Source organism: Amycolatopsis sp. NPDC058986 (genome assembly GCF_042741125.1).
Classification (GTDB): Bacteria; Actinomycetota; Actinomycetes; order Mycobacteriales; family Pseudonocardiaceae; genus Amycolatopsis.
In genome coordinates this window covers 157,578-178,678 of sequence record NZ_JBHYJW010000003.1, presented here as the reverse complement: position 1 = coordinate 178,678, position 21,101 = coordinate 157,578, and the positions used below count along the sequence as shown (strand labels likewise).

Sequence of the window (21,101 nt, the reverse complement as noted above, 5' to 3'; positions counted from 1 at the left end):
CGGCGCGCCGAAGCAGGGGCGGCGGATGCCGATCACCCTCCGGTGGCCTAGGGTCGGAGGTGTTATGTCGCGCGTAATCCACGTCTTCCGCCAGCCCGACCGGTTCGTCGCAGGGACCGTCGGCGAGCCTGGCGACCGCACGTTCTACCTCCAGGCCTCCGAGGACGTGCGCACGATCAGTGTGACCATCGAAAAACAGCAGGTGGTGGTCCTCGCCGAGCGGCTGAGCTCCCTGCTGGAGGAGGTCGCGAACCGGTTCGGCGCGGAGGTCCCCGAGGAGGTGCCCGAGGACCTCGTCGACGTCGACCCGCTCGCCGTGCCGGTCGAGGAGGAGTTCCGCGTCGGCACCATGGGCATCGGCTGGGACGCCGAAAGCAGCGCAGTCGTGATCGAGCTGCTCGCGATCACCGAGGGTGAGATCGACGAAACGGTCGTACTCGACGACACCGAGGAAGGCCCCGACGCGGTGCGCGTGTTCCTCAGCCCTGTCGCCGCGCGCGCCTTCGCCGAACGCGCCGACAGGGTCGTCAACGCCGGGCGCAAACCGTGCCCGCTGTGCGGTGAACCGCTGGACCCCGCCGGCCACATCTGCCCGCGTCAGAACGGGTACCGCCGCGACGTCGACGTCATCGAGGACTGAACCACTCGTGGCGCACATCCGGGCGGGGCACCCCGAACCCGCCGACCCCGCGGCCACCGCGCTCGTCACGCACGGCCGGATCAGCGTCGAAGGCAGGCTCGTCGACGCCTCCAACACGACCCTGTTCTGCGAGATCGAACTCGACGGCGTCACCGGGAACGTGGTGTACAAGCCGGTCTCGGGGGAGCGCCCGCTGTGGGACTTCCCCGACGGCACCCTCGCCGGCCGCGAGGTCGCCACCGCCCTGATCGCCGAGGCGAGCGGACTGGGCGCCGTCCCGCCGACCGTCCTGCGTGACGGGCCGTTCGGCGTCGGCATGGTGCAACTGTGGGTGGAGACCACCGAGGACGACGTCGTCGACGTCCGCGCTCCCGAAGCCGTTCCCGACGGCTGGCGGATCGTGCTGCACGCACACGACCGCTTCGGCGACCCCGCCGTGCTCGCCCACGCCGATCACCCCGGGCTGCGCGAACTGGCCGCGCTCGACGTCGTCGTCAACAACACCGACCGCAAGGGCGGACACCTGCTCGCCGGGCACGACGGCCGCGTCTACGGGGTCGACCACGGCATCTGCCTGCACACCGACCCGAAACTGCGGACCGTGCTGTGGGGCTGGGTCGGCGAAGAGCTGCCAGAGGACATCGTCGAGAAACTGCGCAAGCTGCGGGTGCAGCTCGACGGCCCGCTCGGCGCCGACCTCGCCGAACACCTGACCCGCGCCGAGATCCACGCACTGGGCGCCCGCACCGACGCGCTGCTCGACGCCGGTATCTTCCCCGAACCCGGCGACGACTGGCGCGCCATTCCCTGGCCGCTGTTCTGATGACCGAGATCATCGACGAAGCCGCCCGCGCGCGGCTCGTCGATCGCTTCGGCCCGGAAGTCACCGAGTGGTGCGACGCGCTGCCGGATCTCGTCGACATGTTGGTGGCGCGGTGGAATCTCGAGATCCGTGACGCGAAGCCGGGCAACACCGGACGCACCCTGCTCTGCGTGGACGGCGACGGCCGGTCCGTCGTGCTGAAACTGACGCCCGAACGGCAGATCGCCGTGGACGAGGCGACGGCCCTGCTCGCCTGGGCGGGCTGTTCGCGCGTAGTGCAGGTCCTCGACGTCGAACTCGATGTCGGGGCCCTGCTGCTGGAGGGGCTCGAACCCGGTACCCAGCTGAGCGAACGCGGCGGCGCGGTGCCCTGGGCGGAGATCGGCGAACTCATCGGCCAGGTGCACGCTGTCCCTCCGCGCGCGGAATTCCCCACACTCGCCGAACGCTGCGAGCGGATCTTCGAAATCTCGGAACGCCGGTGGCGCGGCTCGGCGGCCGAACGCCACCTGCCCCATGATGTGCTGCGCGCGGCACGTGCCCGCGCCGCCGAACTCGCGGCGACCGGCCCGGTCGTCCTGCTGCACGGGGATCTGCATCCCGCCAACGTCCTCGATGGCGGGCCCGGCCGCGGCAGCGTCGCCATCGACCCACGGCCGAGTCTCGGCGACCCGGCCATCGACGTCGTCGACTGGGTACTGCTCCCGCTCGCCGAAGGCGGCGGTCTCGACGACGGGATCGACGCGCTCCGGCCTTACCTCGACGCGGATTACCAGCGGGTCCGGCAGTGGTGCGCCGCGCTGGCGCCGCTGGTCGCGCTTCCCGCGCTTCGCCGCGACGCACCCAGCGCCTACACCGACACGTTGCTGCGTATGGCGTCCTGACCGGATCGTCGCGATCGGGCACGGCCTGGTGTTCGGCGCCCACGTGCGGTACAACCCGAAGATGCCCGAACCCGACGAACTGGATCGGGCGTTCGCCCGGTTGTCGGAACACGCTGCGAAGGCTCGCGAAGCCATGCGGCGATGGCAGCAGTACCAGATCTCCGCCGAACTCGCCGCGACCGAGAGGCGGATCATCCCACTGACGGCGTCCCACGATCAGGAGCGGTACCCCCGGCTGGATTATCTCGATCCCTATTTCCTCGCCGCCACCGATAAGCCGCGCCTGTTGACGGCCTTGCTCACGACCGCGCTGCAGCACACCGACGCCGAGGCGGGCAACGTGCAACTGACCGGCGCCAACGGGCTGCGGATCGTCACTCAGCGCGGCTTCGCCCCGTCATTTCTCGAGTTCTTCGCCGTGGTGGGCACCACTGGATCGGCCTGTGCCTCCGCGCTCACCCGGGCACAGGCCGTCACCGTCCCCGACGTCACGCTGAGCCCACTCTTCGACGACCGGTCGCGTGAGGTGCTGTTCGAGGCCAACGTCCGGACTGTCCGGTCGATCCCGTTGCCCGACCCCGCCACCGGCGCGGTGCTCGGCGTGCTGTCCGTCCATCACCACCGGAAGGACGGGCTCGCGGCCGTCGACACGACGCTGCTGACGGTCCTGGCCCGAGCCGCCGGCCGCGCCTTGCGCTGGAACATGCTGACCGACAACGGTTTCCGCGGCCCGTGACGACGCACCCCACCGGTCACGCGCCGGGCGCGAGCGCGGTGAGGGTGCGGCGGCCGTGCTCGTCGCTGACAGCGGCGGGCAGGACGGCGATCTTGTCGAGGCCCGCGGCGGTGTAGTCGCGAATCCGTCCCCGCACGGCGTCGAGATCACCGACCAGACCGACCGCGTGAGCTGCCTCCCGGGGAAGAGCGTCGATCAACTGAGTCCGGTCGGCACCGGCGCGGGCGAGTTCGACGGCCCGGCCGTATCCGGCTTCGAGGAACATCTCGGCGTAGCCGCGCACGGTCAGACACCCGGCGATGCTGCCCAGGATCTGGGTGTACGCGGCGCCGTCGGGGTCGACCGCGGCGGGCAGCCAGGCCACCAACCGCGGCGGGGTGGTCCCGGCGGGTCGTGCGGCGACGTCGAGTTTGGCGCGTAGCCGGGCGACCTGGGCGGGGGAGACGAGATCCAGAAGCATGCGATCCGCGTACCGGGCGGCGACGGCGATCGCGCGGTCCCCGAATGCCGCCACGGTCAACTGCCCGCCAGGCGGCGGAAGCCTTGTGCCCGCAACTGCTCATCACCGGGATCGTGCAGCTGACGAGCCACCGCCTCGGCGGTCTCCGCCAGCATGGTGACGGCGTGTGCGCGCGAACGCTGGTGGATTCCTTCCACCACCCGGACGCTGGAGGTCCCCAGCGCCACCCCGGCAGGGCGCCCGGACAGCGCGGCCACCGAGCCGGTAGCCCAGCTGATCCGCCAAGCCCGCGACCGCCAGGGCCTCCTCGGGTGGCCGCTCGTCCTCCCGTCCGGCCACCACCACACCGATCTCCGCGTCCTCATTGCTCATACGCCGAGCCTGACCGCCGGACACCGTCCCAGACGAGTGGCCCGATAGTCATCATGCGAAAGAATCAGGCCACACCCGAGCGGACAGGAGTCTTCGGCGTGGCGCGGGGACGCGAGCAGGGGACGCCGCTAGCGTGGTCGGCCGTGCGTTCCCATTCGTATGACGACGTGCTGAGCGGCCCCCGCAAGCGCAAGATCCCCGAGGTTCCCGCCGAACCCGGCCTCGTGGTCGAGGATCCGGCCAGCGGATACTGCGGTGCCGTGGTGAAGATCGAGTACGGGAACGTCGTGCTCGAAGACGCCCGAGGCCGCCACCGCGTCTTCCCGCTCGCCCCCGCGGCGTTCCTCCTGGAGGGCAAGCCGGTCACACTCGTCCCGGTCAAGAACACCCGCGCACCGGTCAAGCAGGTGTCGGCGTCCGGATCGGTACGAGTGCAGGGATTGCAAGCCCGCGTCGCGCGCGACTCGCGCATCTGGGTCGAAGGCAAGCACGACGCCGAACTCGTGGAACGCGTGTGGGGACACGACCTCCGGGTCGAGGGCGTGGTCGTCGAACCACTGGACGGCGTCGACGTCCTCGCCGACCGCATCGCCGAATTCGGCACCGGCCCCGGCCGCAGGCTCGGCGTGCTGGTCGACCACCTCGTCGCGGGCAGCAAGGAATCCCGGCTGGTCGACCGGATCCGCGACGGGAACGTCCTGGTCACCGGGCACCCCTACATCGACGTCTGGGAAGCGGTGAAACCGGCCGCGGTCGGTATCCGCGCCTGGCCGCGGGTCCCGCGCGGAACCGAATGGAAGGAAGGCGTCTGTGCCGAACTCGGCTGGGGCGAACCCTATGAGGGCTGGCAACGGGTCCTCGCCGGAGTGAGCAGCTACCGCGATCTCGAGACGCCGTTGATCGGCGCCGTCGAACGGCTCATCGACTTCGTCACCGAACCGGCGTAGGCGGCCGGAATGTCCGATTCGTCCAAGGTCACGCGTCGGTCACGGCGTGTCACTTGAACGGTGCGCGCCGATGCTTTCTGAGAGCATGTGGTCATGACAGCGGCCCTCGTCTTCCTGATCCTCGGCATCGTCCTGATGATCGCCGAAGTGCTCTCCGGGGACTTCGTGCTGATCATGATCGGCGTCGGCGCGCTGTTCGGGGCCGGATCGGCCGCGCTGACCGGGAACGTCTTCATCGACGTCGCCGTGTTCGCCGTCGCCTCGGTCGGCATGCTCGTACTCGTGCGGCCCACTCTCAAACGCCGCTTCCTCGCCGGACCCGACGTGCGGACCAACACCGACGCGCTGATCGGCGCCCGCGCGGTCGTTCTGTCCACTGTGGATTTCGACGCCGGGCAGGTCAAGATCGGCGGCGAGGTCTGGTCCGCCCGCGCGATGTCGGAGGCGCATCCGCCGATGGCGCCCGGCGTCAAGGTGACCGTGGTCGAGATCTCCGGAGCGACCGCCATCGTCGCGGAGGCACCATGAGATCCCCTCGGTGACACGCCAGGCACAGCCCAAGAAAACGGTACGAGGTAAGGGGAAACTCTCTTGACGACAATAGCGATCGTCGTGGTCGCGCTGCTCGCCCTGTTCGTGATCATCACCGTGGCCAAGGCGATCATGGTGGTGCCGCAGGCGCAGTCCGCCGTCATCGAACGGCTGGGCCGGTTCCGGACCGTGGCCTCACCGGGGCTGACCTTCCTGGTGCCGTTCCTTGACAAGGTGCGCGCCCGTATCGACCTGCGCGAGCAGGTCGTCTCGTTCCCGCCGCAGCCGGTGATCACCGAGGACAACCTGACCGTCTCGATCGACACAGTCGTGTACTTCCAGGTCACCGACTCGCGCGCCGCGGTCTACGAGATCTCCAACTACATCGTAGGTGTCGAGCAGCTGACCACCACGACGCTGCGAAACGTCGTCGGTGGCATGAGCCTCGAACAGACCCTGACCTCCCGTGACTCGATCAACAGCCAGCTGCGCGGCGTCCTGGACGAGGCCACCGGCCGCTGGGGCATCCGCGTCGCCCGTGTCGAGCTGAAGGCGATCGACCCGCCACCGTCCATTCAGGACTCCATGGAGAAGCAGATGCGCGCCGACCGGGAGAAGCGCGCGATGATCCTGACGGCCGAAGGGCAGCGGGAGTCCGCGATCAAGACCGCGGAAGGGCAGAAGCAGAGCCAGATCCTCGCCGCGGAAGGGTCCAAGCAGGCCGCGATCCTCGCCGCCGAGGCGGAACGGCAGTCGCGCATCCTGCGCGCGCAGGGTGAACGTGCCGCCCGCTACCTGCAGGCGCAGGGCCAGGCGAAGGCGATCGAGAAGGTGTTCGCCGCGATCAAGGCGGGCCGCCCGACGCCCGAGGTGCTGGCGTACCAGTACCTGCAGACGCTCCCGCAGATGGCGCAGGGCGACGCGAACAAGGTCTGGATGATCCCCAGCGACTACGGCAAGGCCCTCGAAGGCTTCGCCCGCGCGCTCGGCGCTCCCGGCGACGACGGCGTGTTCCGCTACGAACCGCCCAAGGAGGACACCCCGGAGAAGCCGGAACTCGAGGACGACGAGGTCGCCGGCTGGTTCGACACCTCCAGCGACCCGAAGGTCGCCGAGGCCGTCGCGGCCGCGGAAGCGGTGGCACGCAAGGAAGTTCCGGCACTGGGCACCCCGTCCGCGCGGCCGTCGCTCCAGGCGAGCCGACCGGCCGAGCAGCCGCCGGAGGCCGCCGCGGAGCCGACCCCGCCGCCTGCCACGCCGCAGGCACCGTCGGCACCCCCGCAGTCGCTGCCGCAGCCCCAGCCGCCCGCGACGCCGCCGGGCGGGCAGTACCAGGGTCCGCCGCCGCAGACCCCGCCGCCCGGCCAGCAGTTCGGTGGCCAGGACCCGAACAGCGGCCCGTTCCCGCAGCAGGGCCCGTTCGGTGGCCCGCCGCGGCGCTGAGCTGAAGGGGACTTTCCTCCGATAACACGTGCTGAAGGGGACTTTCCTCGCATCCGATGCGAGGAAAGTCCCCTTCAGCACATCAGGAGCGCCGGTACACCGTGACGTCGTCGATATCGGCCCGCGAGCGATCGCGGAGGCCGCGGACACACAACACGGTGATCACCGCCGCGATCACGATGTACACCGAAATCGAGTACGGCGTCCCGGTCACGTGCAGCAACCAGGTCGCCAGCAACGGCGCCGGACCGCCCGCGAACACCGACGCGAGCTGATAGCCGAGCCCCGCCGTACCGCAGATGCGTCGGGAAGCTCTCCCCGATCAGCGCCGCCTGCGGCCCGTACTGCAACGCGTGCGGCACGAACGCGAGCACCACGACGACGAAGATCGCGACGTGCCCGCCGTTGGTCAGCACCGCGAAGTACGGGAACGCGATGAGCCCGGTCAGAACCGCACCCGCGAGATACACCTGTTTCCGGCCGATCCGGTCCGACAGCTGGGAAAACCACGGGATCATGGCCAGTTCGAGCGCCGCCCCGACGAGGACCGCGTTGAGCACGAACGTCTTGCTGAACTCATGCCGCGAAACCACGTACACCAGCACGTAACTGGTGAACAGGTAGAACGGCATCTGCTCGCTGAACCGCAAACCCGCCGACAGCAGGATTTCCCGCCAGTGGTGCCGCACCGCGTCCAGCACCGGGGTACGGGAGGTACGCCCCTGGAAGACCGCCGCGGCGAACATCGGCGTCTCCAGGATCTTCAGCCGGATGACCAGCCCGACCACGACCAGCAGCAGGCTCGCCAGGAACGGCAGCCGCCAGCCCCAGCTGTCGAACGCGGCGGGGGAGAGCGTCGCGGACAGCAGCGTCATCCCGCCCGTGCCGAGCACCAGCCCGACCGGGACACCGACCTGGGCGAAACTGCCGAGCAGCCCGCGTTTGCGCTGATCGCCCCATTCCATCGCGAGAAGCACCGACCCGCTCCACTCGCCGCCGATCGCGATGCCCTGGACCAGCCGCAGCAGCACCAGGATCAGCGGCGCGGCGAACCCGATCGTGGCGGTCTCTGGCAGCAGCCCGACGACGCCGGAGGAGATCCCCATCAGCAGCAGCGTGACGATCAGTGTGGCTTTCCGGCCGATCCGGTCACCCCAGTGCCCGAAGATCGCCGCGCCGACCGGGCGTGCGGCGAACCCGACGGCGTAGGTCGCGAACGACTGCATCGCCCCCGCGTAACTACTGGACGCGGGGAAGAACAGATGTGGGAAGACGAGCGCCGCCGCGGTGTTGTAGAGGAAGAAGTCGTACCACTCGATGGTGGTGCCGATCGCACTCGCCAGCGCCGCCCGCCGCACCTGGACGCGACGACCACCCGGGGATTCCGAGGCCGCCGCCGTGTGGGTGACGTCGTTGTCTCCCAAGACCATGTCCGCACACCTCCTGTGACCGATGTCACCCTATGGTGCGGGCTGGGCCTCCGTTTGACGATGACTCACCACGAAGATTTCCCGTCCGTTGTCCCCGGAGCTGAAGGACGCTTTCAGTGCGTTGGCCGTGCTGAAGGACGCCTTCAGTGCATCGAGCGCACCGAAGGCGTCCTTCAGCACATCCGGCGGTCTCAACCGCGGCGGGCAGCGGGAACGGTGGCGGCGTAGTCGGCGAGGCCGGTGGCCATTGACTGCATGAAGCGGCGCAGGTACCACTGGAAGAACCAGCGCATACCGCGCCGGGCCAGATACGTGCCGTGCCACCGGATCCGCGTTCCGCCGCCCGGCATCTCGCACAGTTCGACGGCGGCCTGGTAGTCCCTCATCTGCGGGTTTTCCGCGCCCTCGTAAGCGAATCGGCGTCCGGGTTCGAGAGCCGTGATCCGTTCCTTGGTCACGGCCTTCCCCGTGCGGAAGGCGCGGGTCGCCCCGACGTCGTCCTGCCCGTCGGGGGAGAGGCCGTGTGACTGACCGGGTTCGAGTGCGTCCACACGCGACCATTCGGGCCAGCTCTGCGGGTCGAGCAGCAACGTCCACACCGCGGCCGGCGGTGCGGACGATTCGGCGATGACGTCGTATGACTGCATTCCAGAGTTCCTTACTTATGTTGTGCTGTCAGTAGCTGGAGAACGCAGCTCGCGGAACGCGTCCCGGAGTTCGGCCACCAGGAGATCCGGTTGTTCCAGGCCGGGAAAATGCCCACCGCGGTCCAGTTCGTGCCAGGACCGGAGATCCCGGTAGCGCCGTTCCGCCCAGCGGCGGGCGGTCGGCCAGGGGTCGGCGGGGAACAGCGAGCAGGCGGTGGGGACGGTGACGGGCCGGGCGTTCTCCTCCTCCGCGCTGCGCGGTACCCACCGCATCGCCTCCCAGTACCACCGGGCGGTCGAGGCGCCGGTGCCGGTCAGCCAGTAGAGCGCGATGGTGTCGACCTGCTTCGCCACGCTCATGCGGCTCCCGGCTTCGGGCCGGTTGTCGCCGTAGGCGGCGAACTTCTCCCCGAGCCACGCGGCCAGCCCGGCCGGTGAGTCGAGCAGGGCGTACCCGATCGTCTGGGGACGCGTGCTCATCTGCGTCCCGAAGCCGTAGCCGTCCATCAGATGCAGATCACGGCGGTCCAGCAGCCGTTGTTCGGCCGGATCCGGGGAGATCCGGTCCTCCGGCAGGGGAGACGCCAAGGGCATCGTCAGGTGCAGGCCCGTGACCCGCTCGGGAACCAGACGTGCCAGCTCGGTGCTCACCTGAGCGCCCCAATCCCCGCCGTGTGCACCGAATCGCGGGTAGCCGAGCACGGTCATCAACCCGGCCCAAGCCCGGGCGGTGCGGCCCGGGTGCCAGCCCTGTTCGCGGGGCCGGTCGCTGAACCCGAACCCCGGCAGTGCCGGGACGACCACGTGGAAGGCGTCGGCCGCGGAACCGCCGTGCGCGACCGGATCGGTCAACGGCCCGAGAACGTCCTCGAATTCGAGCACCGAGCCCGGCCAGCCGTGCGTCAGCAGCAGCGGCATCGCCGCCGGCTCCGGCGAGCGGACATGCCAGAACGCGATACCCAATCCGTCAAGACTCGCCCGGTAGTGCGGGATCGCGTTCCACTGGGCTTCTTTCGCGCGCCAGTCGTGTTCTCGCCACGCATCGAGCAACGTCTCCAGCCGCCGCAGTTCGAGTCCTTGCGTCGCGTCCGGCACGGTCTCCGGTTCGGGGAGCCGGACCCGCTCCAGGCGGGCACGCAGATCGGCCAGGTCCTGCTCGGGGATGTGAATGGCGTAGGGCTCGATCTCGGCCACCGGCTCCGCGATGGGAGAGACGTCGTTCATGGGACCAACACTAAGTACGGGTGATCGCGGTGCCCATGTGTGAGATTGCGGCGCCGCGATCAGGAATTGCGATAGACCGAGGGACGCGCCCCGGTGTGCCGCAGAAACGCGGCCGACAGTGCGCCGGGACTGGCGAAGCCACACCGTACCGCGATCTGGGCGATCGCGAGGTCGGTGTCGTGCAGCAGCCGCTTCGCCTCCTCGATCCGCAGCCGGGAGAGGTAGCGGTACGGCGTCACGCCGGTCGCGTCCTTGAAGACGCGGACGAGGTGGAAGACGCTGAGGTGGACTTCGTCGGCGATGTCGGCCAACGTGATCGGATCGGCGAGCCGATCACGCATCACCGCGACGGCCGCGCGAATTCGCGTGTCCTCCCGCGTCATCGCCTGCGGAGCCGACGGCCGTGCATGACGGGTGAGCAGGTGCATGGTCAGGAAGGCGGCCGCCGACTCGGCGTACAGATCGTCGGGCTCGCCCAGGAACCCGACCGTCCGGACCATTTCCTCGATCAGCGGGTCGCCCGCGGCGACGGACGCGGCCATGGCCTCGTAGTCCACTGTGTAGCCACCCAGTTGCGCCGCGACCGTCTCGACCGTGTCACGTGGGATGTGGACCTGAATACTGCGCATCGCGTCGTCGCCGCGATATCCATTGAGGACGGACCGGCCGGGGACTTTCAGTTCGAGCTGCCCCGGTGTCCACAGTGAACGGCGCGCGCGGCCACCGTCCCGCGTCTCCATCACGGCCTGCCCCGCGACCGGCAGCACCAGGTGCAGATCCGCGATGGCGGGCAACTGCATGTCCTCGGCGACCGAGACATGCTCGAACCGCTGCACGAGCAGCGACTGCCAGCCGGTGTCCTGCCAGCTGCAGTACGTCCGGCGAACGTAGCGATCCATGTCGAAGCCGACGTAGGGCTGGAGGTCGAACCGCGCGGAATCGAACACCATGCCGTCAAGATTACCGACAGGCCACCGCGGTATCGCCCCGTTTCGCCTGATCGAGCCGCTGAGTTGCCTCATCGGCCCCCGCGTGGGCGGATCATCGCGCCCGGTAGCTTCGCTACGCACTGTTGACCTTCGCGAACACCATGGCCGCCGGACGGCGCGGCCGGGACGGGAGCCTGTCGTGACCACCGCACTGATCATCGGTGACCTCCAGCGAGGCATCACCGGCGGCTACCCGTTCGCCAGGGAAGTCCTGCCGCCGCTCACCGAACTGCTCCCGCGCGCCCGCGCGGCCGGTGCACTCGTGGTGTTCGTGCGCTTCGCTGTGCGGGGCAACGGCACGGACCTGCCGCCGGGCAACGCGATGTTCCGGAGCTTCTACGAAGCCGGCGACGACTTTCACCAGGGATCGGCCGGAACCGAGATCGATCTGCCGGTCGCCGACGAGGACGTCGTCGTGCTGAAACGCCGCGCCAGCGCGTTCGCCGGCACCGATCTCGACCTCGTGCTCCGGTCCAACGGCGTGGACACCCTCGTGATCGCGGGCGTCGCGACCAGCGCGATGGTGGCCGCGACGTGCTACGACGCCGCGGATCGCGACTACCGGGTGACCGTGCTGCGGGACGGATGTGCCGACGGTGATCAGGCGACGCACGACTTCTTCATGGACAAGGTCTTCCCCAGCCGGGGATTCGAGGTCGTGTCCTGCGCCGAGTGGTCTCTCGGCTGAGGGCGGCGCGTTCGCACTTGACGCGTAGGAAATCTCCTACGTATTGTGGCAGGCATGAACATCAGCCATGTCCAGTTCCTCACCGTCCCGGTCGCCGACCACGCCAAGGCGCGCGACTTCTACGTCGGCACGCTCGGGTTCGAGCTGCTCCTCGACCATCGTGGCCCGCACGGCCAGTTCGTCATGGTGGCCCCGAAGGGCGCGCAGACGGGGCTCGTCCTCGTCGACTACCAGGTCGGCGGCCTCGACCTCGCCGGCCCGCTGCACATCCAGCTGCACACCGGCGACGTCGACGCGGATGTCGCCGAGCTGCGGGATGCCGGCGTCGAGGTCGAGGACCCGCAGAAGATGCCGTGGGGCAGGGCGACATCGATCAAGGACCTCGACGGAAACGCGATCAGCCTGCTGGAGCCGTCCGAGTTCGGGAACCGGCCGCGCTAGTGCCGGTCCACGACGACGTCTTCGCCGCGCTGGCGAACCCGGCCCGGCGCGAGGTGCTGCGCCTCCTGCTCGACGGTCCGATGGCCGCCGGGCAGCTCGCCGAGCGCTTCGACATGCGCCGTCCGAGCCTGTCCGAACACCTTCGTGTCCTGCGGGAGGCCGGCCTGGTGGCCGAACAGCGACAGGGCCGCAACCGCGTGTACTCGCTCGACGCCGGTCCACTCGAAGAGGTTTCGGCCTGGCTCACCCCGTATGAACGTTTCTGGCGGGCGAAACTCGCCAACCTGCGTGACCTGCTGGACGAGGAGGACCTGTGACCGGACCCGCCGGCAACGACGAGGATCCGACGGCGATCCATGTCGATCAGTTCCTGCCGCATCCGGCGCGCAAGGTGTGGCGCGCGCTCACCGAACCGGCGCTGCTCGAACGCTGGACCAATATGCCCAACGACATCAAACCCGTTGTGGGACACCGGTTCGAGCTGATCGCCGAGCCGGTTCCCGCCGCGGGGTTCGCCGGCGGGCCGGTGGCGTGCGAGGTGCTGGAGGCCGATCCCGAACGCGTGCTCAGCATCCGCTGGGGTCCACAGTGGACTGTGACGTGGCGGCTCGTGCCGGAGGGGCGCGGGACCCGGCTGCTGCTGACCCACGAGGGGTTCGACCCGGACGACGAGTTCCAGCGGATCTCCCGGCGGATCATGGGCGGGGGCTGGCGTTCGCACGTCCCGAAGGCCCTCGCCCGCCTGCTGGACGCGCTGCCCGATTGAGCAGGTCTACCATCGACGCTCGTGACGGATGCGAAACCGCTGCGCGCCGATGCCAGGCGTAACCGGGCCCGGGTACTCGAAGCCGCGGAGAGCGTGTTCGCCGCCAAGGGAACCGGTGCCCCGACCGAGGAGGTCGCCCGCGCGGCCGGGGTCGGGATCGGCACCGTGTTCCGGCATTTCCCGACCAAGGAAGCGTTGCTGGAGGCCGTGCTCTACGCGCGGCTGAACCGGTTCGTGGACGAGGCCGAGGCAGTCGTGGCGGCGAATTCCGCGGATCCGGGTGGCGCTTTCTTCGATTTCCTTACCAGCTGGATTGAAATGGCGAGCGCCAAGAATGCCTATTTCGAGGCGCTCACCGCGGCCGGGGTCACGGTGCCCACGACCGGATCGGTCGTGGGCATCCGGCTCGTCCACGCGCTGGGCGTCATCCTGCGGCGCGCGCAGGAAGCCGGCGCGGTGCGGGCCGACCTGCACACCGACGAGCTGATCCCGGTCATCATCGGCACCGCGAAGGCGGCCGAACACGTCGGCGCGGACCGGGAACTGCGGTGCCGCACCGTGAAGATCATGTTCGACGGCCTTCGCCCGGCTCGTCACTGACCTTCCGGGACCGCCGCCGCGCCGAAGGGTTCGAGGCGCGGCCGCTTCGGGCTGAGCGTGTCGCCCGAGGATTCGCCGCGCAGCCTGCGCCGCAGCCACGGCACCGCGTGTTCCTTGCTCCACTGGAGGTTCTGGCTCCGTCGTTCCTGGGGACTGAGGACGACACGGGGGCCGAGCGTGGCGGGCGTGAGCCGGTGCGGCGCGCCCAGCGCGTCGAGGACCGCGATGGCGATCTCGGTGTGTCCCAGCGCGTTGAGGTGGAGCCGGTCGGGTGCCCACAGCCGCCGGTCGCGCAGCTGCCGCATCGCCCACATGTCCACGAGCAGCGCGTCGTGCCGTGCGGCGATTCCACGCACGAATTCGTTGTAGATCGCCACCCGGCCCCGGATCTTGCGGAAGAGCGCGTCCTCGACACCGTCCACTCCGGTGAACAGCACGACCCGGGCGCCGCTGGCGCGCAGCCGCCCGACGGCCTCCTCGTAGGACTCGGCCAGCGCGTCGATGTCGACCTTCGGCCGCATCAGATCGTTCCCGCCCGCGTAGAGCGTCACCAGATCGGGACCGAGGTCGAGTGCGGGCCGGAGCTGCTCGGCGAGCACCTGCCTCAGGAGCTTGCCGCGGATCGCGAGGTTGGCGTACCGGAAGCCCGGCTCGTGGGCGGCGAGTTGTTCCGCGACACGGTCGGCCCAGCCGCGGACGCCGTTCGGCGCCGCGGGATCGTCGTCGCCGACGCCCTCGGTGAAAGAGTCACCTAAACAAACTAAGCGGTTGCTCACCACGGCAGTCTATGCGGCGGCCCGCACGCCTCGCCGGGGGAGGTGGTCACGCGCTGAGACGCCGGGCGCGATGTTCGGCGACGTGCACCCGTGTCGCGCAGCGGGCCGTGCAATACCGGCGGCGGCCGTTACGCGAGACGTCCACATAGGCCGTTCCGCAGCCCTCGCGAGCGCAGACGCCGAGCCGCTCGGGATCCTCGCAGACCAGATGGGCCAGGCCGCCCGCGGTGAACGCGCGGACCCGGCTCACCGGATCGGCGTGCTCGCTGGCGTAGTGCAGATGGGGCGGTTTGCCGTCGTGGCGGGAGATGTACGGACGGCAGGCCGCGGTCGCGAGCAGCGCGTTCACCAGGTCGACGCGGTCATCGGGAGCGGCGGCGAAAACGGGCAGCAGCCGCTCGCCCCACTCGAGGATTCGCGCCGTCTCGTCGGCCGTCGGCGGCGCCGGTGTCATCCCACGGTCCAGTACGAGCGCGCGGGCCTCGTCATCGGCGCCCCGCGCGGCGAAGTTCGCCAGGTCGGCGGCCAGCTGCGCGGCGGGCCCACCGTAAGGGTTGAAATGCACAAACTCATTACATCACGATCGGGGTATGAACGAGAACAGGTGTCCCCGGTGTGGTTGGCCACTCGCGGAACTCCCGGCGCGCCAGTCGGTTTCGCAGGGCAGCGTCGACTACACGCGCTGTTTCTGTGGAAGCTGGCTGGTGCGGGTCGACGGCTGGGTCGTCGGTGCCACGCGGCCGTCGCCGTAGCCGGACAATGGCGGCTTCGGGAAAGGGCGCGGCGTACTCACTCGTCGTGCCTCCACTGTGGACAGTGTGCTCGGCGCGTCACGCCGGCGCGACGTGACCGAGAAGCGCCACCAGTGGTTACGTGCCGGGTGTTGCCACCTGTTTCACCTGACCGGCGGCTGACGCCACACCGGCCGACGTCGTCAGATGGGCAGCATGAACCGAACCCGTCTCGGTGCGGCACTGGCCGCCCTTCCGCTGGCGGCCAGCCTGTTCATGACTGGCGGCAGCGCACTCGCCACCAACGGTCTCATCTACGTGTGCCAGAGCGCGTCGACGCTGGGGAGCGGCCCGTCCTTCCCGGCTGTCATAGGTAACAGCTGCACTGGTACGCCGGACTCGGGTATGGGGGTGATCGTCGACAAGCTCGACCGGATCAACTACTCGTGCTCCGTGGTTCAGGGTGTGGGAACCCAAGGCGTGCTGATCGTGCACGGGAACCACTGCCGGGCCGGCTGACCGGCCGGTGCCGCCGACGGTCAGTCCCGGCTCGCGCTGCCGATGATGATGGGCCGCACCGTGAGCAGGCCGAGTGGCAGCGTCGAGTGTTCGAGCCGCTCGACGGTCAGCGGGGAGTCGCGCAGGATCCGCTCGGTGCGCCGGTTCGGGTAACAGCCGGCCGCGAAGTAGCGGTGCGGCACTTCCAGCGCGTCCTGCACGGCTCCGATGAGGCTGCCGTCCGCGCCCCGGACGTGCTCGATGAACAGATACCGGCCGCCGGGACGCAGCACGCGGTGGATCTCCGCGAGCGCCCGGACCGGGCTCGGGACGGTGCAGTGCACGTACGTACCGACGACCGTGTCGAAGGATTCGTCCGGAAACGGCAGGTTCTCGGCGCCGGCTTCGGTGAGTTCCCACGCGCCGACCGGTGGCGGGCTCGCCGCCAGCTTCCCGCGCAGGTGCCGCCGCATGTGCGGGCTGGGTTCGGTGACGATCAGCTCCGACACCGCATCGGTGTAGTGCGGCAGGTTGTAGCCGCTTCCCGCGCCGATCTCGCAGGTGCGGCCCCGGGCGTCCGCCAGCAGCTCCCGCCGCGTCTCGCTGTGTCCGGCGCGCTCGGAGAGTCCCATGAGGATGGGGTAGTAGAAGCCGAACATCCGCTCGTTGAGGCCCCAGGGATCACGCATGTCCCCACGCTACCCGCGGTCGGTCCGGTATCCGTGGTTCCCGGTATGGCGAGCCAGGACGTCGCGGGCGATCTCGGCCAGGCGCCGGCCGCTGACCTGGTGGGCGATGCGCATTCGCCGGAACGCCTCGTCGAGACTGATGCTGTGCGCCTCGGCCAGGACTTCCGCGGCGACGGCGTCGATGTTCTTGTCGTTCGCGTCGAAGTCGATGACGAAGTCGGTATCGAGGTCGGCACGGAGCACCACCGACGCCATTTCGGCGAACGCCTCGGCGTCCGCGATCGTGGCGGCGGACGGGACATGACCGGATCGCCGATAGCAGGTCAAGGTTCCCATGACCCTGTCGGCGGTCTGGAGGGGAAACGCGAAGACCCCCGCGATGCCGAGTTCGGAAGCCGCGTCGGTGTAGTCGGGCCAGGAGATGCCGTGGGCCGACAGATCGGACATGAGGACCGGCTTCCCGGTGAGGAACGCGGCGATCGAGGGCCCTTCGCCGGCGGCCAGTTGTAGTTCCTCCGCATACCCTGCCCACTCTTCGCTGGCGGCGAGCCGATGGTGTGACCACCTCGACGCGCGCAGGGTGACGGCGACCGCGTCGATCCCCGGGAGCTCCTCCGCCGCGGCGGCGCAGACGGCGGCCGCGCAACCGCCGCGCCGTGCCTCCCGCGCGGCGTGGACGATGCGGTGCCACAGCACGTCTCGGTGGGTCGAAACGGCCCGTGCGGAGGCGAGCGCGCGGTCGTAGCGCGCGGCGGCCAGCGCCGCGCGCCGCAGTACCGCCGATGGCTGCTGCAACTCTGCGGCCAGAGCCACCGCGTTGCCGTCCGTGAAAAGGTCTTGCACCGCCGTGATGTCCTCGACGTGGTGCAGGGCCCCGACGACGTGCCCGTCGTTGTCGGTCAGGGGAGAGTTGACCGGGCCCCACGTCTTGGTCCGGAACACCCCCGGATTGCGGGAATCGGGGATGTCGTAGCGTTGCACCCCCATGTCGTGCGCCGTGCTTCGCCGGAGCACCCGCTCCAGCGAAGCACTCAGATTGCGTACCCCGGTGGCATCGGGGTCTGCGGGGTTGTCCGGGAACGCGTCGAACATGAACGCGCCGATCAGCTCCTCGGGCGAACGCCCGGTGGCACCCAAGTACGCCGGATTGGCGGCCTGGATCCGCAGATTCGCGTCGAGGACGAGATAGGGCGCGGCGGTCACCCCGAACAAGGCGCTGTCGGCCACCGACCTCAAAGCCTCGTGCACGACTCTCACCTCGCATACCGCACGGCCGTCAGGTATCCAAGATAGCGTCAGAGGTCCAGTGCGCCCGCGGCGTTGTCCTTCCACTGGTCCACCCGCCGGATGTACTCGTAGAGCGCGCGGCTGCCGCGGACCCACCGGCCCTGGTCGGCGATGGCGAGATCGTCCGCCCCGGCCCGCCGGGCCTCGGTCGCGAACCCGGAGCGCAGCGAGTGCCCGGTCACCGCGTAGGGCAGCCCGGCGCGTACCCCCGCGCGGCCGAGGATCTGGTTGACACCGGCAGTGGTCAGCGCCTGCGTGCCGACGTTGCCGTGCCGGTCGATCCGGCGGAACGCGGGACCCGGCTCGTCGCGGCCGAGTTCCGCGGCCGCGAGCCAGGCCCGCCACGCGCGCACCGGATCGGTTTCGGGATGCTCGCGGCGGGGGACCACCATGTCGCCGATGCTCTTGCCGTGCCGGACCGTGACGGCCAGGCCGCGGTCGTCGGGCTGGACGACGTCGGTGACGAGCAGATTCACCAGATCCGAACTGCGAGCGGCGATCGGGAACCCGATGAGCAGCATCGCCCGGTCGCGGAGCCCGGCGACGGTGTCCGGGCAGGCCCGCGACATCGCCCGCAGATCGGCGAGGGTGACCATGGTCGCCTTGCCCCTGCCCCGGCGGACACCCTGCTGCGCGAGACGCTGGCGATAGCCCTTCAGCGCACGCCACGCGGCCCGGCTGGCCTCGGCGTCGACGGTCACCTGGTGCTGACGCAGCCCGGCGAGCGCGCCGGTGAGCCGCCGTTCGATGGTCGCGGGAGCGGCGGGCGCCGCGCGTTCGGGTACCGCGGGATCGGCACGCTCGCCCGGACGTAGTGTGCGCCCGCGCTCCAGCCACACCACGAACCCGGTCAGCGCGCCGATCGAACCCGACAGCAGCGGGATGCCGAGTTCGGCGGTGTAGTCCTCCCACACCTGCCAATCCTGCGCGTACGCCTTGAGCGTGTTGGCAGGCCGCTGAGTCTCGACGTGCTGGGCCGCCGCCTGATCGAGCCGCGCCAGCCGTTCCGACGGGGTCGCCGCGTCGAGCGCGGCCGGACGCGTCACCGGCTCGAGGTCCGCGGGCTGCCCAGTCACTTCGCCGACCTTAGCTCAGCGGTCGGTGGGCAGATAACGGCCGAGGACGTCCGCCTCCGCGCGAAGCCGATCGGCGTCGTCGCCGCGGCCGAGCCGCTCGTACTCGGCGGCGGAGGCCGTACGCTCGCCGACCTCCCGCGCGACGATCTCGCGCACGTCGTCTTCGGTCAGGTGACGCCGCTCGACCTCGGCGGCGCCGAGGCCCACCGCCGCACCGGCGACGTGCTCGCCGCTGACCTTCTGGGACTGCTCGACGGGGATGGCTTCGGCGTTCTCGATGGCTGCCAGGGCCGAGCGGAGCGCCGCGATGGCGACCCGGTCCCGGTCCTTGATGGCGGCTGTCAGACCACGCCTGAGCTCGGTACGCATGGGAGAAAGCTAACCGACCCCGGCGAGAGCGTCGAATCGTTTCCCCGGAAGTGTCCACTAAGGAGGGTGTATCCGACGGTGCTGGTTTTGGAGCACGTGCTCTGTTATGGTTCCCGCATGGCCCGCCCTCGCGTTCACGACCTGCATCAGGTGCTCGACACCGCCGAGCGACTGGTCGCCGAGATCGGTGCGGGGAAGGTCACCGTGCGGACGCTCGCGGCGGCCGCCGGTGTGCCGAACGGCACGATCTACCACGCCTTCGGCTCGATCAGTGCGTTGCTGGGCCAGGTCTGGCTGCGCGCGGCCACCGATTTCCTCGACCTGCAGACCGAACTGGTCGAAGCGGCTCTCGGCGACGCCGGGGACAGCGCGGCCGCGGTGGTCGCGGCCGCCGACACCGCCGCCGTGTTCGCGCTCCGGCGCCCGGCCGCGGCCCGGATGCTGCTCACCGTCAAAAAGGACGACCTGCTCGGCCCGCAGCTGCCTGCCGAAATCGCCGATGCCTTGCTGGCACTGGACAAGAAGGTCGTGGCGCTGCTCGTCCGGCTGACCCACCTGCGCTGGGGACGTCGCGACGGCGCCGCCGTCGAGGTGCTCACCACCTGCGTGGTCGACCTGCCCACGGCCTTGTTCCGGCGGGCACTGACCGGCCCCCTGGACGGGCCGGCGCCGATCGGCGCCGACGCACGGGAACGGCTCGCCGCCGCCGTCCGCGCGGTGCTCTCCGTCCCGCCACCGCCCCGTACCCACCCCGCCAGACCGACCACAAAGGACTGACCGTGCCGGAACTACGCAACCAGGGCCCCGTTTTCGTGCTCGACCTCGGGGACGACGAGAACCGCTTCTCCCCGGAGTGGCTCAAGACCGTCCACTCGCTACTCGACACCGTCGCCGACAGCACCGACCCCGCCGCGCTGGTCACCACCGGCGGCGGCAGGTTCTACTCCAACGGGCTCGACCTGGAGTGGCTGATGGGCCACGGCGACCAGGCGGAGAGCTACCTCGCCGAGGTGAACGAGTTGTTCGCCCGCGTGCTCACCCTCGGCGTCCCGACCGTGGCCGCGATCAACGGTCACGCCTTCGCAGCGGGCGCGATGCTCGCCCTGGCACACGATTTCCGCGTGATGCGGGCCGACCGGGGCTACTTCTGTCTTCCCGAAGTCGATATCACCATCCCCTTCACCCCGGCGATGGCCGCGCTCATCCAGAGCAAGCTCACCCCGGCCGCCGCGATCGAGTCGATGACCACCGGACGGCGCTTCGGTGGTCCCGATGCCAGGGAGCTCGGCCTGATCGACGCCACCGCCGAGGCGGCCGAACTGGTCGAGACCGCCACGGAGCGCGTCCGCGCGCTGGCGGGCAAGGACCGCGGCACCCTCGCCGCCATCAAGTCCACGATGTTCGCCGCCGCGCTGGCCGAACTCCGGGCCCCGGTGGCGAAACCCGTCGGCTGACGCGTCTGGGGGTGGGACGCATCGGCAGCGTCCCACCCCCAGACTGTGGTTGGCCTGGAAACTGGCACGGCGACCAGCGCAGCAGTGACTGCCACCCCGGCCCGCCGGATACATTCGCCGGTTCCAGCGGTACCCCTGTCAGGAATCGAACCTGAACCCCGGCAGGCGCGCTGCCGCGCTCTTTCCGTTGAGCTACGGGGGTGCGGGAAAAGAGAAAACCGGTACGCCACGAAAAAGCCGCCCTGACGGTTTCCCGTGGGCGGCTCCTGACGTGCTGGGTAATTCAGCTCATCGGGAGTCCGCCCTGCCTACCTGCGAGAACGTGCGCTGACAGCGGCAGTGTGCCGGGCGCGGGAAACCGTGCCAAGCCGGGTGCTGCCCGTTGTCCGTCATGACGACCTTTCGTTCTCGGTGTGGCTGTCATTCTGGAGGCGGGCAGAGGGACGGTCAACGCATTATCGCTCGCCGGTCCGTCCGGGGCAGCGATGCCGGTGTGGGGGGAGCGCGGCCGCCCCCCCTAGAACAGGGAGACAACGTGGGGGGGCGCCCACACACCCCACGTAGACGGGCCACCCCCGCCAGCACAGCGACGGGGCCAGG

Annotated in this window: 27 protein-coding genes, 1 tRNA gene and 1 pseudogene; 16 read left to right on the top strand and 13 right to left on the bottom strand. The window is 69.9% G+C overall.

Annotation, left to right across the window (positions count from 1 at the left end; all coding sequences use genetic code 11):
* The first annotated feature begins 64 nt into the window (after positions 1 to 64).
* From ACFW0G_RS04510 to ACFW0G_RS04495, 4 genes are all read left to right on the top strand, one after another.
* Complete coding sequence (locus ACFW0G_RS04510; protein ID WP_378323333.1) at positions 65 to 640, top strand: DUF3090 domain-containing protein; 576 nt, start codon at positions 65 to 67, stop codon at positions 638 to 640.
* Positions 641 to 647: 7 nt separating this feature from the next.
* Complete coding sequence (locus ACFW0G_RS04505; RefSeq protein WP_378323331.1) at positions 648 to 1,463, top strand: SCO1664 family protein; 816 nt, start codon at positions 648 to 650, stop codon at positions 1,461 to 1,463.
* Complete coding sequence (locus ACFW0G_RS04500) at positions 1,463 to 2,347, top strand: aminoglycoside phosphotransferase family protein (protein WP_378323330.1); 885 nt, start codon at positions 1,463 to 1,465, stop codon at positions 2,345 to 2,347. Before ACFW0G_RS04505 ends, ACFW0G_RS04500 begins: the two co-directional genes overlap by 1 nt.
* A 61-nt stretch (positions 2,348 to 2,408) precedes the next feature.
* A complete protein-coding gene (locus ACFW0G_RS04495; RefSeq protein ID WP_378323329.1) occupies positions 2,409 to 3,083 on the top strand; it encodes a GAF domain-containing protein in 675 nt (224 codons plus the stop codon).
* A 16-nt stretch (positions 3,084 to 3,099) separates the two neighbouring features.
* Here ACFW0G_RS04495 and ACFW0G_RS04490 read toward each other — a convergent pair whose 3' ends face one another.
* Together ACFW0G_RS04490 and ACFW0G_RS04485 are read right to left on the bottom strand one after the other, a co-directional pair.
* Positions 3,100 to 3,597, bottom strand: a complete 498-nt coding sequence (locus ACFW0G_RS04490; protein WP_378323328.1) for an LLM class flavin-dependent oxidoreductase — start codon at positions 3,595 to 3,597, stop codon at positions 3,100 to 3,102.
* A 2-nt stretch (positions 3,598 to 3,599) separates the two neighbouring features.
* On the bottom strand, positions 3,600 to 3,908 hold the full coding sequence (locus ACFW0G_RS04485; protein ID WP_378323326.1) for a hypothetical protein: 309 nt from the start codon (positions 3,906 to 3,908) through the stop codon (positions 3,600 to 3,602).
* A gap of 150 nt (positions 3,909 to 4,058) precedes the next feature.
* On the opposite strand from ACFW0G_RS04485, the gene ACFW0G_RS04480 reads away from it, so the two are divergent.
* From ACFW0G_RS04480 to ACFW0G_RS04470, 3 genes are all read left to right on the top strand, one after another.
* Positions 4,059 to 4,862, top strand: a complete 804-nt coding sequence (locus ACFW0G_RS04480; RefSeq protein WP_378323325.1) for a DUF3097 domain-containing protein — start codon at positions 4,059 to 4,061, stop codon at positions 4,860 to 4,862.
* A gap of 93 nt (positions 4,863 to 4,955) precedes the next feature.
* Positions 4,956 to 5,390: an NfeD family protein gene (locus tag ACFW0G_RS04475; protein WP_378323324.1), complete on the top strand. Its 435-nt coding sequence runs from the start codon at positions 4,956 to 4,958 to the stop codon at positions 5,388 to 5,390.
* Between the two features lie 63 nt (positions 5,391 to 5,453).
* Positions 5,454 to 6,836 (top strand): SPFH domain-containing protein, encoded by a 1,383-nt coding sequence (locus ACFW0G_RS04470; protein ID WP_378323323.1) that lies wholly within the window; start codon positions 5,454 to 5,456, stop codon positions 6,834 to 6,836.
* Positions 6,837 to 6,918: 82 nt separating this feature from the next.
* On the opposite strand, the pseudogene ACFW0G_RS04465 reads toward ACFW0G_RS04470, so the two are convergent.
* The 4 genes and pseudogenes from ACFW0G_RS04465 to ACFW0G_RS04450 form a co-directional block, all read right to left on the bottom strand.
* A pseudogene (locus tag ACFW0G_RS04465) lies at positions 6,919 to 8,266 on the bottom strand (MFS transporter).
* Positions 8,267 to 8,457: 191 nt separating this feature from the next.
* Positions 8,458 to 8,913: an SRPBCC family protein gene (locus tag ACFW0G_RS04460; RefSeq protein ID WP_378323322.1), complete on the bottom strand. Its 456-nt coding sequence runs from the start codon at positions 8,911 to 8,913 to the stop codon at positions 8,458 to 8,460.
* A gap of 15 nt (positions 8,914 to 8,928) precedes the next feature.
* Complete coding sequence (locus ACFW0G_RS04455; protein ID WP_378323321.1) at positions 8,929 to 10,137, bottom strand: epoxide hydrolase family protein; 1,209 nt, start codon at positions 10,135 to 10,137, stop codon at positions 8,929 to 8,931.
* Positions 10,138 to 10,196: 59 nt separating this feature from the next.
* Complete coding sequence (locus tag ACFW0G_RS04450) at positions 10,197 to 11,087, bottom strand: helix-turn-helix domain-containing protein (protein ID WP_378323320.1); 891 nt, start codon at positions 11,085 to 11,087, stop codon at positions 10,197 to 10,199.
* 178 nt (positions 11,088 to 11,265) lie between these two features.
* On the opposite strand from ACFW0G_RS04450, the gene ACFW0G_RS04445 reads away from it, so the two are divergent.
* Genes ACFW0G_RS04445 through ACFW0G_RS04425 form a run of 5 tightly spaced genes read left to right on the top strand, consistent with a single transcriptional unit; the run spans position 11,266 to position 13,621 of the window.
* Entirely contained in the window at positions 11,266 to 11,814 is a 549-nt protein-coding gene (locus ACFW0G_RS04445) for a cysteine hydrolase family protein (RefSeq protein WP_378323319.1), read from the top strand.
* 54 nt (positions 11,815 to 11,868) lie between these two features.
* On the top strand, positions 11,869 to 12,255 hold the full coding sequence (locus ACFW0G_RS04440; RefSeq protein ID WP_378323317.1) for a VOC family protein: 387 nt from the start codon (positions 11,869 to 11,871) through the stop codon (positions 12,253 to 12,255).
* On the top strand, positions 12,255 to 12,572 hold the full coding sequence (locus ACFW0G_RS04435; protein WP_378323315.1) for a metalloregulator ArsR/SmtB family transcription factor: 318 nt from the start codon (positions 12,255 to 12,257) through the stop codon (positions 12,570 to 12,572). The genes ACFW0G_RS04440 and ACFW0G_RS04435 overlap by 1 nt, the downstream gene beginning before the upstream one ends.
* Positions 12,569 to 13,021 (top strand): SRPBCC domain-containing protein, encoded by a 453-nt coding sequence (locus ACFW0G_RS04430; protein WP_378323314.1) that lies wholly within the window; start codon positions 12,569 to 12,571, stop codon positions 13,019 to 13,021. Before ACFW0G_RS04435 ends, ACFW0G_RS04430 begins: the two co-directional genes overlap by 4 nt.
* A 21-nt stretch (positions 13,022 to 13,042) precedes the next feature.
* Positions 13,043 to 13,621 carry a TetR/AcrR family transcriptional regulator gene (locus ACFW0G_RS04425; protein ID WP_378323313.1) on the top strand — a complete coding sequence of 193 codons (579 nt, stop codon included), beginning with the start codon at positions 13,043 to 13,045 and terminating at the stop codon, positions 13,619 to 13,621.
* Here the strand turns inward: ACFW0G_RS04425 and ACFW0G_RS04420 are convergent.
* Together ACFW0G_RS04420 and ACFW0G_RS04415 are read right to left on the bottom strand one after the other, a co-directional pair.
* The gene (locus tag ACFW0G_RS04420) at positions 13,615 to 14,397 is read right to left on the bottom strand and encodes an SGNH/GDSL hydrolase family protein (RefSeq protein ID WP_378323312.1); all 783 of its coding nucleotides are present in this window, start codon (positions 14,395 to 14,397) and stop codon (positions 13,615 to 13,617) included. The two genes, ACFW0G_RS04425 and ACFW0G_RS04420, sit on opposite strands and share 7 nt — an antisense overlap.
* 46 nt (positions 14,398 to 14,443) lie before the next feature.
* A complete protein-coding gene (locus ACFW0G_RS04415; RefSeq protein WP_378323311.1) occupies positions 14,444 to 14,962 on the bottom strand; it encodes a CGNR zinc finger domain-containing protein in 519 nt (172 codons plus the stop codon).
* A 25-nt stretch (positions 14,963 to 14,987) separates the two neighbouring features.
* On the opposite strand from ACFW0G_RS04415, the gene ACFW0G_RS04410 reads away from it, so the two are divergent.
* Positions 14,988 to 15,149 (top strand): hypothetical protein, encoded by a 162-nt coding sequence (locus ACFW0G_RS04410; protein WP_378323310.1) that lies wholly within the window; start codon positions 14,988 to 14,990, stop codon positions 15,147 to 15,149.
* Positions 15,150 to 15,344: 195 nt separating this feature from the next.
* Positions 15,345 to 15,647, top strand: a complete 303-nt coding sequence (locus tag ACFW0G_RS04405) for a hypothetical protein (RefSeq protein WP_378323309.1) — start codon at positions 15,345 to 15,347, stop codon at positions 15,645 to 15,647.
* A 20-nt stretch (positions 15,648 to 15,667) separates the two neighbouring features.
* On the opposite strand, the gene ACFW0G_RS04400 is transcribed toward ACFW0G_RS04405, so the two are convergent.
* The 4 genes from ACFW0G_RS04400 to ACFW0G_RS04385 are packed head-to-tail and all read right to left on the bottom strand — an operon-like array spanning position 15,668 to position 19,047.
* Positions 15,668 to 16,315 (bottom strand): class I SAM-dependent methyltransferase, encoded by a 648-nt coding sequence (locus ACFW0G_RS04400; protein WP_378323308.1) that lies wholly within the window; start codon positions 16,313 to 16,315, stop codon positions 15,668 to 15,670.
* 9 nt (positions 16,316 to 16,324) lie between these two features.
* Positions 16,325 to 17,563, bottom strand: a complete 1,239-nt coding sequence (locus ACFW0G_RS04395; protein ID WP_378323307.1) for a PAS domain-containing protein — start codon at positions 17,561 to 17,563, stop codon at positions 16,325 to 16,327.
* A 47-nt stretch (positions 17,564 to 17,610) separates the two neighbouring features.
* Positions 17,611 to 18,678: a tyrosine-type recombinase/integrase gene (locus ACFW0G_RS04390; protein ID WP_378323306.1), complete on the bottom strand. Its 1,068-nt coding sequence runs from the start codon at positions 18,676 to 18,678 to the stop codon at positions 17,611 to 17,613.
* A 15-nt stretch (positions 18,679 to 18,693) separates the two neighbouring features.
* Positions 18,694 to 19,047 (bottom strand): GatB/YqeY domain-containing protein, encoded by a 354-nt coding sequence (locus ACFW0G_RS04385; protein ID WP_378323304.1) that lies wholly within the window; start codon positions 19,045 to 19,047, stop codon positions 18,694 to 18,696.
* Between the two features lie 117 nt (positions 19,048 to 19,164).
* Between ACFW0G_RS04385 and ACFW0G_RS04380 the strand changes: the two genes are divergently transcribed.
* Both ACFW0G_RS04380 and ACFW0G_RS04375 read left to right on the top strand, forming a co-directional pair.
* Complete coding sequence (locus ACFW0G_RS04380) at positions 19,165 to 19,824, top strand: TetR/AcrR family transcriptional regulator (RefSeq protein WP_378323303.1); 660 nt, start codon at positions 19,165 to 19,167, stop codon at positions 19,822 to 19,824.
* 2 nt (positions 19,825 to 19,826) lie between these two features.
* Positions 19,827 to 20,501 (top strand): enoyl-CoA hydratase-related protein, encoded by a 675-nt coding sequence (locus ACFW0G_RS04375; protein WP_378323302.1) that lies wholly within the window; start codon positions 19,827 to 19,829, stop codon positions 20,499 to 20,501.
* Positions 20,502 to 20,631: 130 nt separating this feature from the next.
* Here ACFW0G_RS04375 and ACFW0G_RS04370 read toward each other — a convergent pair.
* A tRNA-Arg gene (locus ACFW0G_RS04370) sits at positions 20,632 to 20,703 on the bottom strand.
* Between the last annotated feature and the right edge of the window lie 398 nt (positions 20,704 to 21,101).

What these genes read in the sequence shown, in the direction of transcription:
- ACFW0G_RS04380 (WP_378323303.1), top strand. Translation starts at nt 19,165, where the DNA reads ATGGCCCGCCCTCGCGTTCACGACCTGCATCAGGTGCTCGACACCGCC.
- ACFW0G_RS04405 (WP_378323309.1), top strand. Translation starts at nt 15,345, where the DNA reads ATGAACCGAACCCGTCTCGGTGCGGCACTGGCCGCCCTTCCGCTGGCG.
- ACFW0G_RS04460 (WP_378323322.1), bottom strand. Translation starts at nt 8,913, where the DNA reads ATGCAGTCATACGACGTCATCGCCGAATCGTCCGCACCGCCGGCCGCG.
- ACFW0G_RS04475 (WP_378323324.1), top strand. Translation starts at nt 4,956, where the DNA reads ATGACAGCGGCCCTCGTCTTCCTGATCCTCGGCATCGTCCTGATGATC.
- ACFW0G_RS04440 (WP_378323317.1), top strand. Translation starts at nt 11,869, where the DNA reads ATGAACATCAGCCATGTCCAGTTCCTCACCGTCCCGGTCGCCGACCAC.
- ACFW0G_RS04385 (WP_378323304.1), bottom strand. Translation starts at nt 19,047, where the DNA reads ATGCGTACCGAGCTCAGGCGTGGTCTGACAGCCGCCATCAAGGACCGG.
- ACFW0G_RS04485 (WP_378323326.1), bottom strand. Translation starts at nt 3,908, where the DNA reads ATGAGGACGCGGAGATCGGTGTGGTGGTGGCCGGACGGGAGGACGAGC.
- ACFW0G_RS04510 (WP_378323333.1), top strand. Translation starts at nt 65, where the DNA reads ATGTCGCGCGTAATCCACGTCTTCCGCCAGCCCGACCGGTTCGTCGCA.
- ACFW0G_RS04450 (WP_378323320.1), bottom strand. Translation starts at nt 11,087, where the DNA reads ATGGTGTTCGATTCCGCGCGGTTCGACCTCCAGCCCTACGTCGGCTTC.
- ACFW0G_RS04455 (WP_378323321.1), bottom strand. Translation starts at nt 10,137, where the DNA reads ATGAACGACGTCTCTCCCATCGCGGAGCCGGTGGCCGAGATCGAGCCC.
- ACFW0G_RS04400 (WP_378323308.1), bottom strand. Translation starts at nt 16,315, where the DNA reads ATGCGTGATCCCTGGGGCCTCAACGAGCGGATGTTCGGCTTCTACTAC.
- ACFW0G_RS04410 (WP_378323310.1), top strand. Translation starts at nt 14,988, where the DNA reads ATGAACGAGAACAGGTGTCCCCGGTGTGGTTGGCCACTCGCGGAACTC.
- ACFW0G_RS04495 (WP_378323329.1), top strand. Translation starts at nt 2,409, where the DNA reads ATGCCCGAACCCGACGAACTGGATCGGGCGTTCGCCCGGTTGTCGGAA.
- ACFW0G_RS04500 (WP_378323330.1), top strand. Translation starts at nt 1,463, where the DNA reads ATGACCGAGATCATCGACGAAGCCGCCCGCGCGCGGCTCGTCGATCGC.